Source organism: Streptomyces qaidamensis, from assembly GCF_001611795.1.
Taxonomy (GTDB): Bacteria; Actinomycetota; Actinomycetes; order Streptomycetales; family Streptomycetaceae; genus Streptomyces; species Streptomyces qaidamensis.
The window spans coordinates 5,371,975-5,384,121 of the sequence record NZ_CP015098.1; the positions used below are offsets into that span (position 1 = coordinate 5,371,975).

At 71.3% G+C, this 12,147-nt stretch carries 11 protein-coding genes and 1 pseudogene; 4 read left to right on the plus strand and 8 right to left on the minus strand.

What is annotated here, in order from left to right; genetic code table 11:
- The first annotated feature begins 16 nt into the window (after positions 1–16).
- Entirely contained in the window at positions 17–1,582 is a 1,566-nt protein-coding gene (locus tag A4E84_RS23875) for a hypothetical protein (RefSeq protein ID WP_062928540.1), read from the plus strand.
- Positions 1,583–1,598: 16 nt separating this feature from the next.
- Here the strand turns inward: A4E84_RS23875 and A4E84_RS23880 are convergent, their stop codons facing one another.
- Complete coding sequence (locus A4E84_RS23880; RefSeq protein WP_062928541.1) at positions 1,599–2,549, minus strand: M28 family metallopeptidase; 951 nt, start codon at positions 2,547–2,549, stop codon at positions 1,599–1,601.
- A gap of 152 nt (positions 2,550–2,701) precedes the next feature.
- Entirely contained in the window at positions 2,702–3,175 is a 474-nt protein-coding gene (locus A4E84_RS23885) for a VOC family protein (RefSeq protein WP_062928542.1), read from the minus strand.
- 21 nt (positions 3,176–3,196) lie between these two features.
- Here A4E84_RS23885 and A4E84_RS23890 point away from each other — a divergent pair, with 21 nt between their 5' ends.
- Positions 3,197–3,820 carry a CGNR zinc finger domain-containing protein gene (locus A4E84_RS23890; protein WP_237304990.1) on the plus strand — a complete coding sequence of 208 codons (624 nt, stop codon included), beginning with the start codon at positions 3,197–3,199 and terminating at the stop codon, positions 3,818–3,820.
- Here A4E84_RS23890 and A4E84_RS23895 read toward each other — a convergent pair.
- A complete protein-coding gene (locus A4E84_RS23895; protein ID WP_062931580.1) occupies positions 3,807–4,256 on the minus strand; it encodes a winged helix-turn-helix transcriptional regulator in 450 nt (149 codons plus the stop codon). The genes A4E84_RS23890 and A4E84_RS23895 overlap by 14 nt on opposite strands.
- 167 nt (positions 4,257–4,423) lie before the next feature.
- Between A4E84_RS23895 and A4E84_RS23900 the strand changes: the two are divergent.
- Positions 4,424–5,503: pseudogene (locus tag A4E84_RS23900) on the plus strand (MFS transporter); the annotation flags it as partial.
- A gap of 80 nt (positions 5,504–5,583) precedes the next feature.
- Here A4E84_RS23900 and rarD read toward each other — a convergent pair.
- Entirely contained in the window at positions 5,584–6,597 is a 1,014-nt protein-coding gene (gene rarD / locus A4E84_RS41140) for an EamA family transporter RarD (protein ID WP_079129093.1), read from the minus strand.
- 122 nt (positions 6,598–6,719) lie between these two features.
- Complete coding sequence (locus A4E84_RS23915) at positions 6,720–7,574, minus strand: NAD(P)H-binding protein (RefSeq protein ID WP_062928546.1); 855 nt, start codon at positions 7,572–7,574, stop codon at positions 6,720–6,722.
- 91 nt (positions 7,575–7,665) lie between these two features.
- Between A4E84_RS23915 and A4E84_RS23920 the strand changes: the two genes are divergently transcribed.
- Positions 7,666–8,046 carry a winged helix-turn-helix transcriptional regulator gene (locus tag A4E84_RS23920; protein ID WP_062928547.1) on the plus strand — a complete coding sequence of 127 codons (381 nt, stop codon included), beginning with the start codon at positions 7,666–7,668 and terminating at the stop codon, positions 8,044–8,046.
- 31 nt (positions 8,047–8,077) lie between these two features.
- On the opposite strand, the gene A4E84_RS23925 is transcribed toward A4E84_RS23920, so the two are convergent.
- The 3 genes from A4E84_RS23925 to A4E84_RS23935 form a co-directional block, all read right to left on the minus strand.
- Positions 8,078–9,157, minus strand: coding sequence for a 2-oxoacid:ferredoxin oxidoreductase subunit beta (locus tag A4E84_RS23925; RefSeq protein WP_062928548.1), 1,080 nt, complete (start codon positions 9,155–9,157; stop codon positions 8,078–8,080).
- Positions 9,150–11,117: a 2-oxoacid:acceptor oxidoreductase subunit alpha gene (locus A4E84_RS23930; RefSeq protein ID WP_062928549.1), complete on the minus strand. Its 1,968-nt coding sequence runs from the start codon at positions 11,115–11,117 to the stop codon at positions 9,150–9,152. Before A4E84_RS23930 ends, A4E84_RS23925 begins: the two co-directional genes overlap by 8 nt.
- A gap of 175 nt (positions 11,118–11,292) precedes the next feature.
- A complete protein-coding gene (locus A4E84_RS23935) occupies positions 11,293–11,952 on the minus strand; it encodes a response regulator transcription factor (protein WP_335340854.1) in 660 nt (219 codons plus the stop codon).
- Between the last annotated feature and the right edge of the window lie 195 nt (positions 11,953–12,147).

Below are 12,147 nucleotides of genomic sequence, written 5' to 3' on the forward strand. Positions count from 1 at the left end.
GCCCAGTGAGGGGACGATGTCGCGACTCAGCCGCGAGAAGAAGCGGGAACAGAAGCAGGCCGCACACGCGGCGACCCCGGCGGCGCCGATCGACGTCCATGTCCCCGGCCCCGGCACGGACGTGGGAGGGGGCACCGGCGGGGTGTCCGACGGCGCCTTGGTCGGTGGCGTCCCGGTCTTCGCGGCTCCCGGCGAGGAGATCCAGCGGGCCGTCCTGAACCGCCTCCACCACATCGCCCTCGCCACCGGGCGCCCCGTCCTCGCCACGATCCGTGACGAGCGCATCGGCTACGTCGTCCCGCTCCAGGTCGATCCGGACGGCTCCAGCCACTTCACGGCCGAGCCGGTCGCCACGGACCCGCCGGAGCGGCAGCACGCCCGAGGCGACGCCACCCGCACGCCACCGGTGCCGCAGCACGCCCGGAGCGAGGCCCCGGCCCCGCCCGAGCCGCAGCACCCGCGCAGCGACAGCGCCACGCACGTGCTGCGTCCCGCGCCGGAGTCCGGCCGCGGCGTGGCCCCGACGTTTCCGCTGCGGGCCGTGCCAGAACCGCAGCCGGCCGAGGGACCCGTACCGACGTTCGAGCTGCGCGCCGTGCCGGAGCAGGCCGAGCCCGCGCCGGAGGACGCGCCGCCGGTTTCGGGTGTGGCGATGCCGCCCGGCACCGTCGTGCCTGCGGCGGAGGACATGCCGCCGGTTTCGGGTGTGGCGATGCCGCCCGGCACCGTCGTGCCCGCGGCGGAGGACATGCCGCCGGTTTCGGGTGTGGCGATGCCGCCCGGCACCGTCGTGCCCGCGCCGGAGGACATGCCGCCGGTTTCGGGTGCGGCGATGCCGCCCGGCACCGTCGTGCCCGCGCCGGAGGACATGCCGCCGGTTTCGGGTGCGGCGATGCCGCCCGGCACCGTCGCCCCGCCCACCGGCGAGTTCGGCCCGCCCCCGCCCATGGACGCGAGGCCGCTCCCGGTTCCCGAGGCCCAGCCGGCTCCGCGACCCGCGCCGGTCCCCGAGGACGCCCTGATCGCCGCCGACCCCGACCCCAAGCCCACGCCCCCGCGCGGTTTCGACGCCGTCGCGGAGGCCGTGCTCGGGGACGAACCCCTCACCGCCCCGGGCGATCCCGCCGCCCCCGCGCTGCTCGCGGAGCCGATGGCGCGGATCAACGAGGCAGTGAAGGAGGGCAGGATCGAAGCGGCGTCCGGGCTGGCGGAGCAGACCGTCGTGCAGGCGTCCGCGACGCTCGGGCCGGAGCACCCCGAGGTGCTCCGGCTGGGTGAACTCACGGCGTACATCGCCTACTTGGCGGGCGACCCGCTCCGCGCCTTCCGGCTGTCGCTCGGCCTGGCCGCTGCCCGCCGCCGGGCCGGAGACCCGGAGGCCGCCTACGGCAACGTGGAGAGCGCGGCCACCGCCTGGCGCGCGGTGCGCGACCCGGCGCTCGGGCTGGAACTGGGACGCGACCTGATCGGTCTGTGGACGGAGCTCGCCGCCGAGGACGGCCCGGCCGCCGAGGAGGTCGAGCAGCTGGAGTCGGCCCGCGCCCGCATGGGCCGCCTCACCGAACGCGCCCGCAACCAGTAGGCGCCGCGCCGGGGGGCTAGTCCGACAGCTCCCACACCGCGTGCGCGAGGGCGTCGCTGTTGCGGTTCAGGGCGGTGTCGTTGATGTTGGCGGTGGTGTCGCAGGAGGAGTGGTAGCAGCGGTCGAAGGCCCGCCCGGCCGTACCGCCCCACTTGGCCGCCTGCGCCGCCGTCATCGTCCGGCTCGCCCCGGTGAACAGACCGCCCACCGGCACACCGGCGCTCTTGAAGGGCGCGTGGTCGGAGCGGCCGTCGCCCTCGGTCTCGATCTCGGTCGGGACGCCGATGCCGCCGAAGTAGTCCTTGAAGGTCTTCTCGATCGCCGGGTCGTCGTCGTAGACGAAGTAGCCGGGGTTCGGGGAGCCGATCATGTCGAAGTTCAGGTAGGCGCTGATCCGCGAACGGTCGCCGGTGGTCAGCCGGTTGACGTAGTAGCGGGAGCCGACCAGGCCGAGTTCCTCCGCGCCCCACCAGGCGAACCGCAGGTGCTTGGTGGGCTTGTACTGCGCCCGGGACACGGCGAGCGCGGCCTCCAGGACGGCGGCCGAGCCGGAGCCGTTGTCGTTGATGCCGGCCCCGGAGGAGACGCTGTCGAGGTGCGAGCCGGCCATCACGACCTGGTTCGCGTCGCCGCCCGGCCAGTCGGCGATCAGGTTGTAGCCGGTGCGGCCGGAGGCGGTGAACTGCTGGATCGTGGTGGTGTATCCGGCCGCGTCCAGCTTGGCCTTCACGTAGTCGAGCGAGGCCTTGTAGCCGGCCCGGCCGTGCGCCCGGTTGCCGCCGTTGGCGGTGGCTATGGACTGCAGCTGGGACAGGTGGGCCTTGACGTTCGCCACGGGTATGTCCGGCGCGGCGGCCGCTCTGGAGGGAGCGGAGGACGCGGCGTCGGCCACGGCACCGCCGGTCAGGAGCATGGCGGTTGCCATGCCGCCCGCGGCGACGGCACGCGCGGAAACGGAGAGCTTCATGTGGGGGCTCCGGATTCCGTGGGGAAGCCCGTGGGATGTCCACGGGCCGCCCACAGTGAATGGGGTGCCTGGATGGTGAAGCTGGTACTGACTCTCCGTCAAGATACTTATTTGGCCAGGGGGTTACGGAGTGAAGGACTCCGGAGCCCCCGTCACTGGACGCAGAACTCGTTCCCCTCCGGGTCCGCCATCACGACCCACTCGCCGCCCTGCTCCTTCACCCGTCGCAGCGCGCTCGCCCCGAGCCCCTCCAGCCGGGCGACCTCCTCCTCGCGCCGCCCCTCGCCCGGGTGCAGATCGAGGTGCAGCCGGTTCTTGACCGTCTTCGCCTCCGGCACCCGCTGGAACAGCAGCCGACGCCCCAGCCCGGTCCCGCTCTCCTCGTCGAAGGGGTCCTCGGGGTGCCGTACGGCGATCAGGTCCCGGAAGGCGCGGCGGCCGTGGAAGTCGACCGTGGCCTCCTGAGGCAGGGCGCCGAAGCCGAGCAGCTTCCCGATGAGGGCGCTGTTGTCCTCGGCTTCGTAGCGCAGGGCGGCGGCCCAGAAGTCGGCCTGGGCGTGTGGGTCGTTCGCGTCGATGACGAGTTTCCAGTGCACGGGAGCCGGTGATGCGGGTGTCTGCGTCATGTAACCACTTATACTGGTTAGGTGAGTGGACGCGCGAGGGAAACGCCGGATCGCACGCCTGGCCTGACACTGGTCTCGGGCGAGGGCAAGCCCTACCGCTTCGACCCCGGCGCCCTGTGCCTGGAGCTGACGACGACGGGCGGGCCCGGAGTCTTCGCCCGCTGGGAAGCGCTGCACGAACCGTCCGACCTGGTCACCTGGGCCGGGCTCAGCCGGCTGCCGGACGGGCTGGACCTCACCGTCTCCGCCGGGGAGCTGGAGCGGGCGCGCACCCTGCGCGACGCCGTGCTCCTCCTCGCGGCCGACCGCGCCCACGGCCGCCCCCTGCACGCCCCCCACCTGGACGTGGTCAACGCCGCCGCGGCCGCGCCGCCGCTGGTCTCCCGCATCGAGCCCGACGGCACCCGGTCCTGGGCCCCGGGCGCCACCGGCACCCACCTGCTCGCGACCGTCGCCCGCGACGCGATCGACCTGTTCACCGGGCCCTGTGCCGACCGGATCCGCGAGTGCGGCGCCCACAACTGCCATCTGCTGTTCGTCGACACCTCCCGGCCGGGCCGCCGCCGCTGGTGCGCGATGGAGCACTGCGGGAACCGCGAGAAGGTCCGGGCGCACCGCGCCCGCCACGCCCCTACGAAGTCGTAGCCGCCGCAGCCTCGGTCGCACGGGTGTCGTAGGCGGTCCGGGCCTGCGCGATCTCCTCCTGGTGCTCCTCCGTCCAGGTCACCAGGGACTGGATCGTGGTGTGCAGCGTCCTGCCGAGCGAGGTCAGTTCGTACTCGACGCGCGGCGGCACCACCGGGTGCACCGTCCGCTTCACCAGGCCGTCCCGCTCCAGCGAGCGCAGGGTCACCGTCAGCATCCGCTGGCTGACCCCGTCGATCTCCCGGCGCAGCTCCGTGAAGCGCAGCCGCCGGTTCTCCAGCAGCGCGATGACCAGCAGCGACCACTTGTCGGCGATCCGGTCGAGGATCTGCCGGACCTGGCAGTCCTCGCGGGTGTCCCACTGGAAGGGGTCGGCGTCACCGTGGTCCACGGTGCTCGCGCAGTTACTCGGTGACTTAGAAGTGCCTTCTTCCATGTCCATCGATGCTGCCGCAGGGTGGGGCGTGGTTACAAGAGGGAACCGACCCTCACTTGCGTAACCGCCCCTTACCGGAGGAGTGTTGACTCATGGGCACCCGTGCCTGGGCGCTACTGCTCGTTCTGTGCGGAACGATCTTCCTCGAAGGCGCCGACGTCGCGATGATGGCGGTGGCGATCCCGGCCGTCCGTGCCGATCTCGGACTGACCACCGGCACCGCGGCCTGGGTGATGAGCGCCTACGTGCTCGGCTACGCGGGGTTCACGCTGCTGGGCGGCCGGGCCGCCGACCTGCTCGGGCGGCGGCGGATGTTCCTGCTCTGGCTGACCGTCTTTCTTGCCTTCTCGGGGCTCGGCGGCTTCGCGACGGGCGGCTGGACGCTGATCGTCGCCCGGTTCGTCACGGGCGTCGCCGCCGCCTTCATGACCCCGGCAGCGCTCTCCCTGATCACCACCTCGTACGAGGAGGGCCCGCAGCGCAACAAGGCTCTGCTGGTCTTCGCCGGGACGGGCGCGGCCGGCTTCTCGCTGGGCCTGGTGATCGGCGGTCTGCTCACCGAGATCGGCTGGCGCTGGGTGTTCTTCGCACCCGTGCTGCTGGCCGCCGCCCTGCTCGTCGCCGCCGCACGCCTGATCCCCCGGCGCGACGCCCCTGCGAAGCGCCGGCGCACCTTCGACCTGCCCGGTGCGATCACCGCCGCCGCCGCCATGCTGCTGGCCGCCTACACCGTCGTACGTCTGGAGCACGGCCTGCACCAGTGGCCGGTCACCCTGGCCTCGGGCCTCGCGGCCGTGCTGGTGGCCGCCGCCTTCGTCGCGGTCGAGCGCCGCTGCCCCGACCCGCTCGTCCGGCTCGGCCTGCTGCGCAAGGGTCCGGTCGTGCGCGCCGACCTGGGGGCGCTGCTCTTCCTCGGCGCCTTCTTCGGCTTCCAGTTCGTCGTCACGCTCTACCTGCAGGAACTGCGCGGCTGGTCGTCCCTCCAGACCGCGCTGGCCCTGGTCGTCATGGGCATCGACGCCGTCCTCGCGCCGACGCTCACGCCCAGACTGGTCACCCGCTTCGGCAACGCCCGGGTGATCGCCGGAGGCTTCCTGCTGGCCGTGGCCTCCTACGCGTTGTTCCTGCCGGTCGGCATGGACTGGTCCTACGCCATGATGTTCCCGACCCTGCTCCTGAGCGGTCTCGCGTTCGCCCTGGCCTACGGGCCGCTGACCATCGCCGCGACGGACGGCGTGGCCGAGTCGGAGCAGGGCCTGGCCGGCGGGCTGCTGACCACGGCCACCCAGTTCGGCTCCGCGATCGGCATCTCGGCGGTGACGGCGGTCTACGGCCTGGCGTCCACCGGGTCCGGACCGGAGGCCACGCTCTCGGCGTTCCGCGCGGCACTGACCGTGCCGGTCGTCCTGGTCGTGCTGGGCACGCTGATCTCGTTGGTGAGCGTGCGGGAGGCCCGGCGGGCGGTGCGCAACGCGTCCCAGGTGAGCAGCGTCAACGCCAGCCACACCAGCGCGAATCCGGCCCAGCGCTCCGGCGGCATCTCCTCGTGGAAGTAGAGGACGCCGAGCAGGAACTGGAAGACCGGCGTCAGGTACTGCAGCAGGCCGATGGTGGACAGGGGCACGCGGATGGCGGCGGCGCCGAAGCAGACCAGGGGGAGCGCGGTGACGATGCCGGCCGAGGCGAGCAGCGCCGCGTGCCCCGCGCCCTCGGCCGCGAAGGTGGAGCCGCCCCGCGCGGAGAGCCACACCAGGAAGCCGAGCGCGGGCAGGAACTGGATCGCCGTCTCCGCGGCCAGCGACTCGATGCCGCCGAGGCCCACCTTCTTCTTCACCAGCCCGTACGTGGCGAAGGAGAACGCCAGGCAGAGCGAGATCCACGGCGGCTGCCCGTAGCCGATGGTCAGCACGACCACCGCGACGCCGCCGGTCCCGACCGCCGCCCACTGCACCGGCCGCAGCCGCTCCTTCAGCAGCAGCACGCCCATCGCGATGGTGACCAGCGGGTTGATGAAGTACCCGAGCGAGGCCTCGACGACGTGCCCGGAGTTCACGGACCAGATGTACAGGCCCCAGTTGACGGTGATGACCGCCGCGGCGACCGTGATCAGCGCCAGCTTGCGCGGCTGCCGCAGCAGCTCACCGGCCCAGGCCCAGCGGCGCAGCACGAGCAGGGCGGCGCCCACGAAGACCAGCGACCACACCATCCGGTGGGCCAGGATCTCCATCGCGCCGGCCGGCTTCAGCAGGGGCCAGAACAGGGGGACCAGCCCCCACATCCCGTAGGCCGCGAAGCCGTTCAGCAGTCCTATGTGCCGCTCACCCCTCGGCTTGCCGGTCACGTGCCCCTCCTTCGCGCCTGGCGTGCGTCCGCGTTCACGACGGTAACGCCGGGCGCCCCCGGCTGTCATGCCCGTATCGGCATACGGTCATGACAGTCCGGGGTGGCGCGGTGAAGCGGGGGTCAGCCCTTGAGGGCCGCTGCGATGGCGTCGGCGAGCGGGGTGGTCGGGCGGCCGGCCAGGCGGGACAGGTCGCCGGTGGAGACGACCAGTTCGCCCTTCTCGATGGAGGCGTCGACGCCCGCGAGTATCTGCGCGAGCGGCTCGGGCAGACCCGCGCCGGTCAGGATGCCGGCGAGCGCTTCGGGGGAGACGGCGTTGTAGGTGATGTCCTTGCCGGTCTGCCGGCTCAGTTCGGCCGCGTACTCGGCGAAGCTCCAGGGGGTGTCGCCGCCCAGCTCGTACGTCTTGTTCTCGTGCCCCTCGCCGGTCAGCACGGCGACGGCGGCAGCGGCGTAGTCGGCACGCGAGGCGGAGGAGACCTTGCCCTCACCCGCGGCGGCGACGACCGCGTTGTGCTCCAGCACCGGGGCGAGGTTCTCGGTGTAGTTCTCGTGGTACCAGCCGTTGCGCAGCAGTGCGTAGGGCACGCCGGAGCCCAGCAGGATCTCCTCGGTGCCGCGGTGGTCGTCGGCCAGCGCGGCGGTCAGGGAGCCGGGGGCGCTGGTGTAGGCGAGCAGGGCGACACCGGCCGCCGCGGCGGCGTCGATGACGACCTTGTGCTGGTGCACGCGGCCCTTGTCGAACTCGTTGCCGGAGACGAGGAGCACCTTGTCACCGGCGGAGAACAGGCCGTCGAAGGAGGCGGGGGTGTTGTAGTCGGCGAGGGCGATCTTCACACCGCGGTCCGCGAAGTCGGCGGCCTTCTCCGCATTGCGCACGACCGCGGTGATCTGCTCGGCGGGGACCTTCTCCAGCAGCTGCTCCACGACGTGGCGGCCGAGGTGTCCGGTGGCTCCGGTGACGACGATGCTCATGGTGAGGACTCTCCTTGTGGGGTGCGTTGGCACTAACCCTAGGAGATGCGCTAACTCTTGGAAAGTACCCACTTTGAAGTAAGGTACTGGCATGGCGGTAAGTGATAACGAAGCCCTGTGCCCGTACCGGCTGGTCCTGGAGCACGTGACCAGCCGCTGGGGCGTGCTCGTCCTGATCGAGCTCCTGGACCGCCCGTACCGGTTCAGCGAGCTGCGCCGGGCGATCGGCGCCTACGGCGGCCGGGGCGTCAGCGAGAAGATGCTCACGCAGACCCTCCAGACCCTGGAGCGGGACGGACTCGTCCACCGCGATGCCAAACCCGTCATCCCGCCGCGCGTCGACTACTCCCTCACCGGCCTGGGCCGCGAGGCCGCCGAGCAGGTGCGGGCCCTGTCGCAGTGGACGCACGACCGCATGGACGACGTGGAGAAGGCCCGGCGGACATACGACGAGACCCGGGCCGCTTCCTAGCGTCCCGGGCCCCGTCGGGTGGCCGGCAAGGTCAGCCCACGACCGTCCAGGTGTCGCCGCCCGTCAGCAGCGCGCCCAGGTCGCCCTTGCCGTGCTGCTCGATCGCGGTGTCCAGCTGGTCGGCCATCTGCGTGTCGTAGACGGGCCGCTCGACGGAGCGCAGGACCCCGATCGGCGTGTGGTGCAGCGTGTCCGGGTCGGCGAGGCGCGACAGCGCGAACGCCGTGGTCGGGGACGGGGAGTGCGCGTCGTGGACGAGCACCTGGTCCTCGTTGTCCGGCGTCACCGCGACCACCTTCAGGTCACCGGTCAGCGGGTCCCGCACGACGCCCTTGGCCTGGTCCGCGCCGAAGCGGATCGGCTTGCCGTGCTCCAGGCGGATCACGGCGTCCTCGGCCTGCTGCTTGTCCTTGAGGGCGTCGAAGGCGCCGTCGTTGAAGATGTTGCAGTTCTGGTAGATCTCGATCAGCGCCGTGCCCTGGTGCGCGGAGGCCTGGCGCAGCACCTCGGTGAGGTGCTTGCGGTCGGAGTCGACCGTGCGCGCCACGAACGACGCCTCCGCGCCGATCGCCAGAGACACCGGGTTGAACGGCGCGTCCAGCGAGCCCATCGGCGTCGACTTCGTGATCTTCCCGACCTCGGAGGTCGGCGAGTACTGGCCCTTGGTCAGACCGTAGATCCGGTTGTTGAACAGCAGGATCTTGAGGTTGACGTTGCGCCGCAGCGCGTGGATCAGGTGGTTGCCGCCGATGGACAGCGCGTCGCCGTCACCGGTGACGACCCACACCGACAGATCCCGGCGGGAGCTGGCGAGCCCCGTGGCGATGGCGGGGGCGCGGCCGTGGATGGAGTGCATCCCGTACGTGTTCATGTAGTACGGGAAGCGGGAGGAGCAGCCGATGCCCGAGACGAAGACGATGTTCTCCTTCGCCAGCCCCAGTTCGGGCATGAAACCCTGCACCGCGGCGAGGATGGCGTAGTCGCCGCAGCCGGGGCACCAGCGCACTTCCTGATCGGACTTGAAGTCCTTCATCGACTGCCTGCCCTCGGCCTTGGGGACGAGGGAGAGCGACTCGACGGTGCCCGTGCCGTGCGTGGACGTCTCAGCCATCGATGGCCTCCTTCAGAGCCGCGGCGAGCTGCTCCGCCTTGAACGGCATGCCGTTGACCTGGGTGTACGAGTGGGCGTCGACCAGGTACTTCGCCCGGATGAGCGTGGCGAGCTGCCCGAGGTTCATCTCGGGGATCACCACCTTGTCGTAACGCTCCAGAACGGAACCCAGATTCCGCGGGAAGGGGTTGAGGTGGCGCAGATGGGCCTGCGCGACGGACTCCCCGGCCCTGCGCAGCCGCCGTACCGCCGCCGTGATCGGCCCGTACGTCGAGCCCCATCCCAGGACCAGCGTTTTGGCCTCGTCGGGGCCGCCCCTGCTCGAACCAAGTTGAGAGCTCGGGGAAGGGTCGTCGACCTCGACGTCCGGGACGTCGATGCCGTCGATCTTCGCCTGCCGGGTGCGCACCATGAAGTCGTGGTTGGCCGGGTCGTAGGAGATGTTGCCCGAGCCGTCCTGCTTCTCGATGCCGCCGATCCGGTGCTCCAGGCCCGGCGTGCCCGGGATCGCCCACGGGCGAGCCAGCGTCTGCGGGTCCCGCTTGTACGGCCAGAACACCTCGGAGCCGTCGTCCAGCGTGTGGTTCGGCCCCTGCGCGAACTGCACCCGCAGGTCCGGCAGCTCCTCGATGTCCGGGATCCGCCACGGCTCGGAGCCGTTGGCCAGGTAGCCGTCGGACAGCAGGAACACCGGCGTGCGGTACGTCAGCGCGATCCGCGCCGCCTCCAGCGCGGCGTCGAAGCAGTCCGCCGGGGTGCGCGGCGCGACCACCGGCACCGGCGCCTCTCCGTTGCGCCCGTACATCGCCTGCAGCAGGTCCGCCTGCTCGGTCTTGGTGGGCAGACCCGTCGAAGGGCCACCGCGCTGGATGTCCACGACCAGCAGCGGCAGCTCCAGCGAGACCGCGAGACCGATCGTCTCCGACTTCAGCGCCACACCCGGGCCGCTCGTCGTGGTCACGGCCAGCGAACCACCGAAGGCCGCGCCCAGCGCGGCCCCGATCCCTGCGATCTCGTCCTCCGCCTGGAAGGTCCGCACGCCGAAGTTCTTGTGTTTGCTCAGCTCGTGCAGGATGTCCGACGCCGGAGTGATCGGGTACGACCCCAGATACAGCGGCAGATCCGCCTGCCGGCTCGCCGCGACCAGCCCGTACGACAGGGCCAGGTTGCCCGAGATGTTGCGGTAGACACCCGGCGGGAACGCCGCGGCCGCCGGGGCGACCTCGTAGGAGACGGCGAAGTCCTCCGTCGTCTCGCCGAAGTTCCAGCCGGCCCGGAACGCCGCGATGTTGGCCGCCGCGATGTCGGGCTTCTTCGCGAACTTCGACTTCAGGAACTTCTCCGTGCCCTCGGTGGGCCGGTGGTACATCCAGCTCAGCAGGCCCAGCGCGAACATGTTCTTGCTGCGCTCGGCCTCCTTGCGGCTGAGGTCGAACTCCTTCAGCGCCTCGACCGTGAGCGTGGTCAGCGGCACGGGGTGCACCTGGTAGCCGTCCAGCGACCCGTCCTCCAGCGGGGACGTCCCGTAGCCGACCTTCTGCATCGCCCGCTTGGTGAACTCGTCCGTGTTGACGATCACCTCGGCGCCGCGCGGCAGATCGCCGATGTTCGCCTTCAGCGCCGCCGGGTTCATCGCCACCAGCACGTTCGGCGCGTCACCGGGCGTGAGGATGTCGTGGTCGGCGAAGTGCAACTGGAAGGACGACACACCCGGCAGGGTCCCGGCGGGCGCCCTGATCTCGGCCGGGAAGTTCGGCAGCGTCGACAGGTCGTTGCCGAACGACGCGGTCTCCGAGGTGAAACGGTCACCGGTGAGCTGCATACCGTCACCCGAGTCCCCCGCGAACCTGATGATCACCCGGTCGAGGCGACGGACATCCTTCGCGCCCGCCGCTTTGCGCTGCTCTCCTACGACTGCTCCGTCGGCCTGCTCCGCTGGGCTACTGACCTGGCTGGTCACTGAACTGGACCTCCCTCGAGGACGCTGTCCGGGACAGGCCTTCCCGCAGGCCCTCCCAGGATCAACCCTACGACCGCAGGGGTCGCCTTCTTCGTGTCATTCGCATCTTGGACACGACTTTGGGATGATCATGCGTCCGGCTATGTCCTGGTCTCCCGCGTCAGCGGGTGAAACATCACGACTTGAGATGTGTGAGCACGGCCAGCACCCTGCGATGGTCCCCCTCGCTCGGGGACAGCCCCAGCTTCAGGAAGATGTTGCTGACGTGCTTCTCGACCGCCCCGTCGCTGACCACGAGCTGCCGCGCGATCGCCGAGTTCGTCCGCCCCTCGGCCATCAGACCCAGCACCTCACGCTCCCGCGGGGTGAGCCCCGCCAGCACGTCCTGCTTACGGCTGCGGCCCAGCAGCTGCGCGACCACCTCCGGGTCGAGCGCCGTACCGCCCTCCGCCACCCGCACCACCGCGTCCACGAACTCCCGCACCTCGGCCACCCGGTCCTTCAGCAGGTAGCCCACACCCCGGCTGGAACCGGCGAGCAGCTCCGTGGCGTAGCGCTCCTCCACGTACTGCGACAGCACCAGCACCCCGAGCCCCGGGTGCGCCTTGCGCAGCTGCACCGCCGCCCGCACTCCCTCGTCGGTGTGCGTCGGCGGCATCCGCACGTCCGCCACGACCACGTCCGGCAGCTCGCCCTGCGCGTCCAGCTCCGTGATCGTCTTGATCAGCGCCTCACCGTCACCGACACCGGCGACGACGTCGTGCCCGCGGTCTGTCAGCAGCCGGGTCAGGCCCTCCCTGAGCAGCACTGAATCCTCGGCGATGACCACCCGCACCCTGTCCTCCACGATGTCCGGCCCCCCAGAGCCCGATGCCGCCCGTCCGCAGCCCACATCGGCTCCGCGCCCACCCGTGCGACGGGTCCAGCATTTCAGGGCCGGGGGGTGAATGGGGCCGGGAGCGGCTTCTTGGCTGGCCGATCGGGTGGTGAGGGAAAGATGGGGGGCCAGGGGCGACGGCCCCCGGCCCTT

Excerpts from the sequence above, each read along its gene's own strand:
- A4E84_RS23875 (WP_062928540.1), top strand. The coding sequence starts at position 17 with ATGTCGCGACTCAGCCGCGAGAAGAAGCGGGAACAGAAGCAGGCCGCA.
- A4E84_RS23880 (WP_062928541.1), bottom strand. The coding sequence starts at position 2,549 with ATGAAGCTCTCCGTTTCCGCGCGTGCCGTCGCCGCGGGCGGCATGGCA.
- A4E84_RS23885 (WP_062928542.1), bottom strand. The coding sequence starts at position 3,175 with ATGACGCAGACACCCGCATCACCGGCTCCCGTGCACTGGAAACTCGTC.
- A4E84_RS23895 (WP_062931580.1), bottom strand. The coding sequence starts at position 4,256 with ATGGAAGAAGGCACTTCTAAGTCACCGAGTAACTGCGCGAGCACCGTG.
- A4E84_RS23915 (WP_062928546.1), bottom strand. The coding sequence starts at position 7,574 with ATGAGCATCGTCGTCACCGGAGCCACCGGACACCTCGGCCGCCACGTC.
- A4E84_RS23920 (WP_062928547.1), top strand. The coding sequence starts at position 7,666 with ATGGCGGTAAGTGATAACGAAGCCCTGTGCCCGTACCGGCTGGTCCTG.
- A4E84_RS23925 (WP_062928548.1), bottom strand. The coding sequence starts at position 9,157 with ATGGCTGAGACGTCCACGCACGGCACGGGCACCGTCGAGTCGCTCTCC.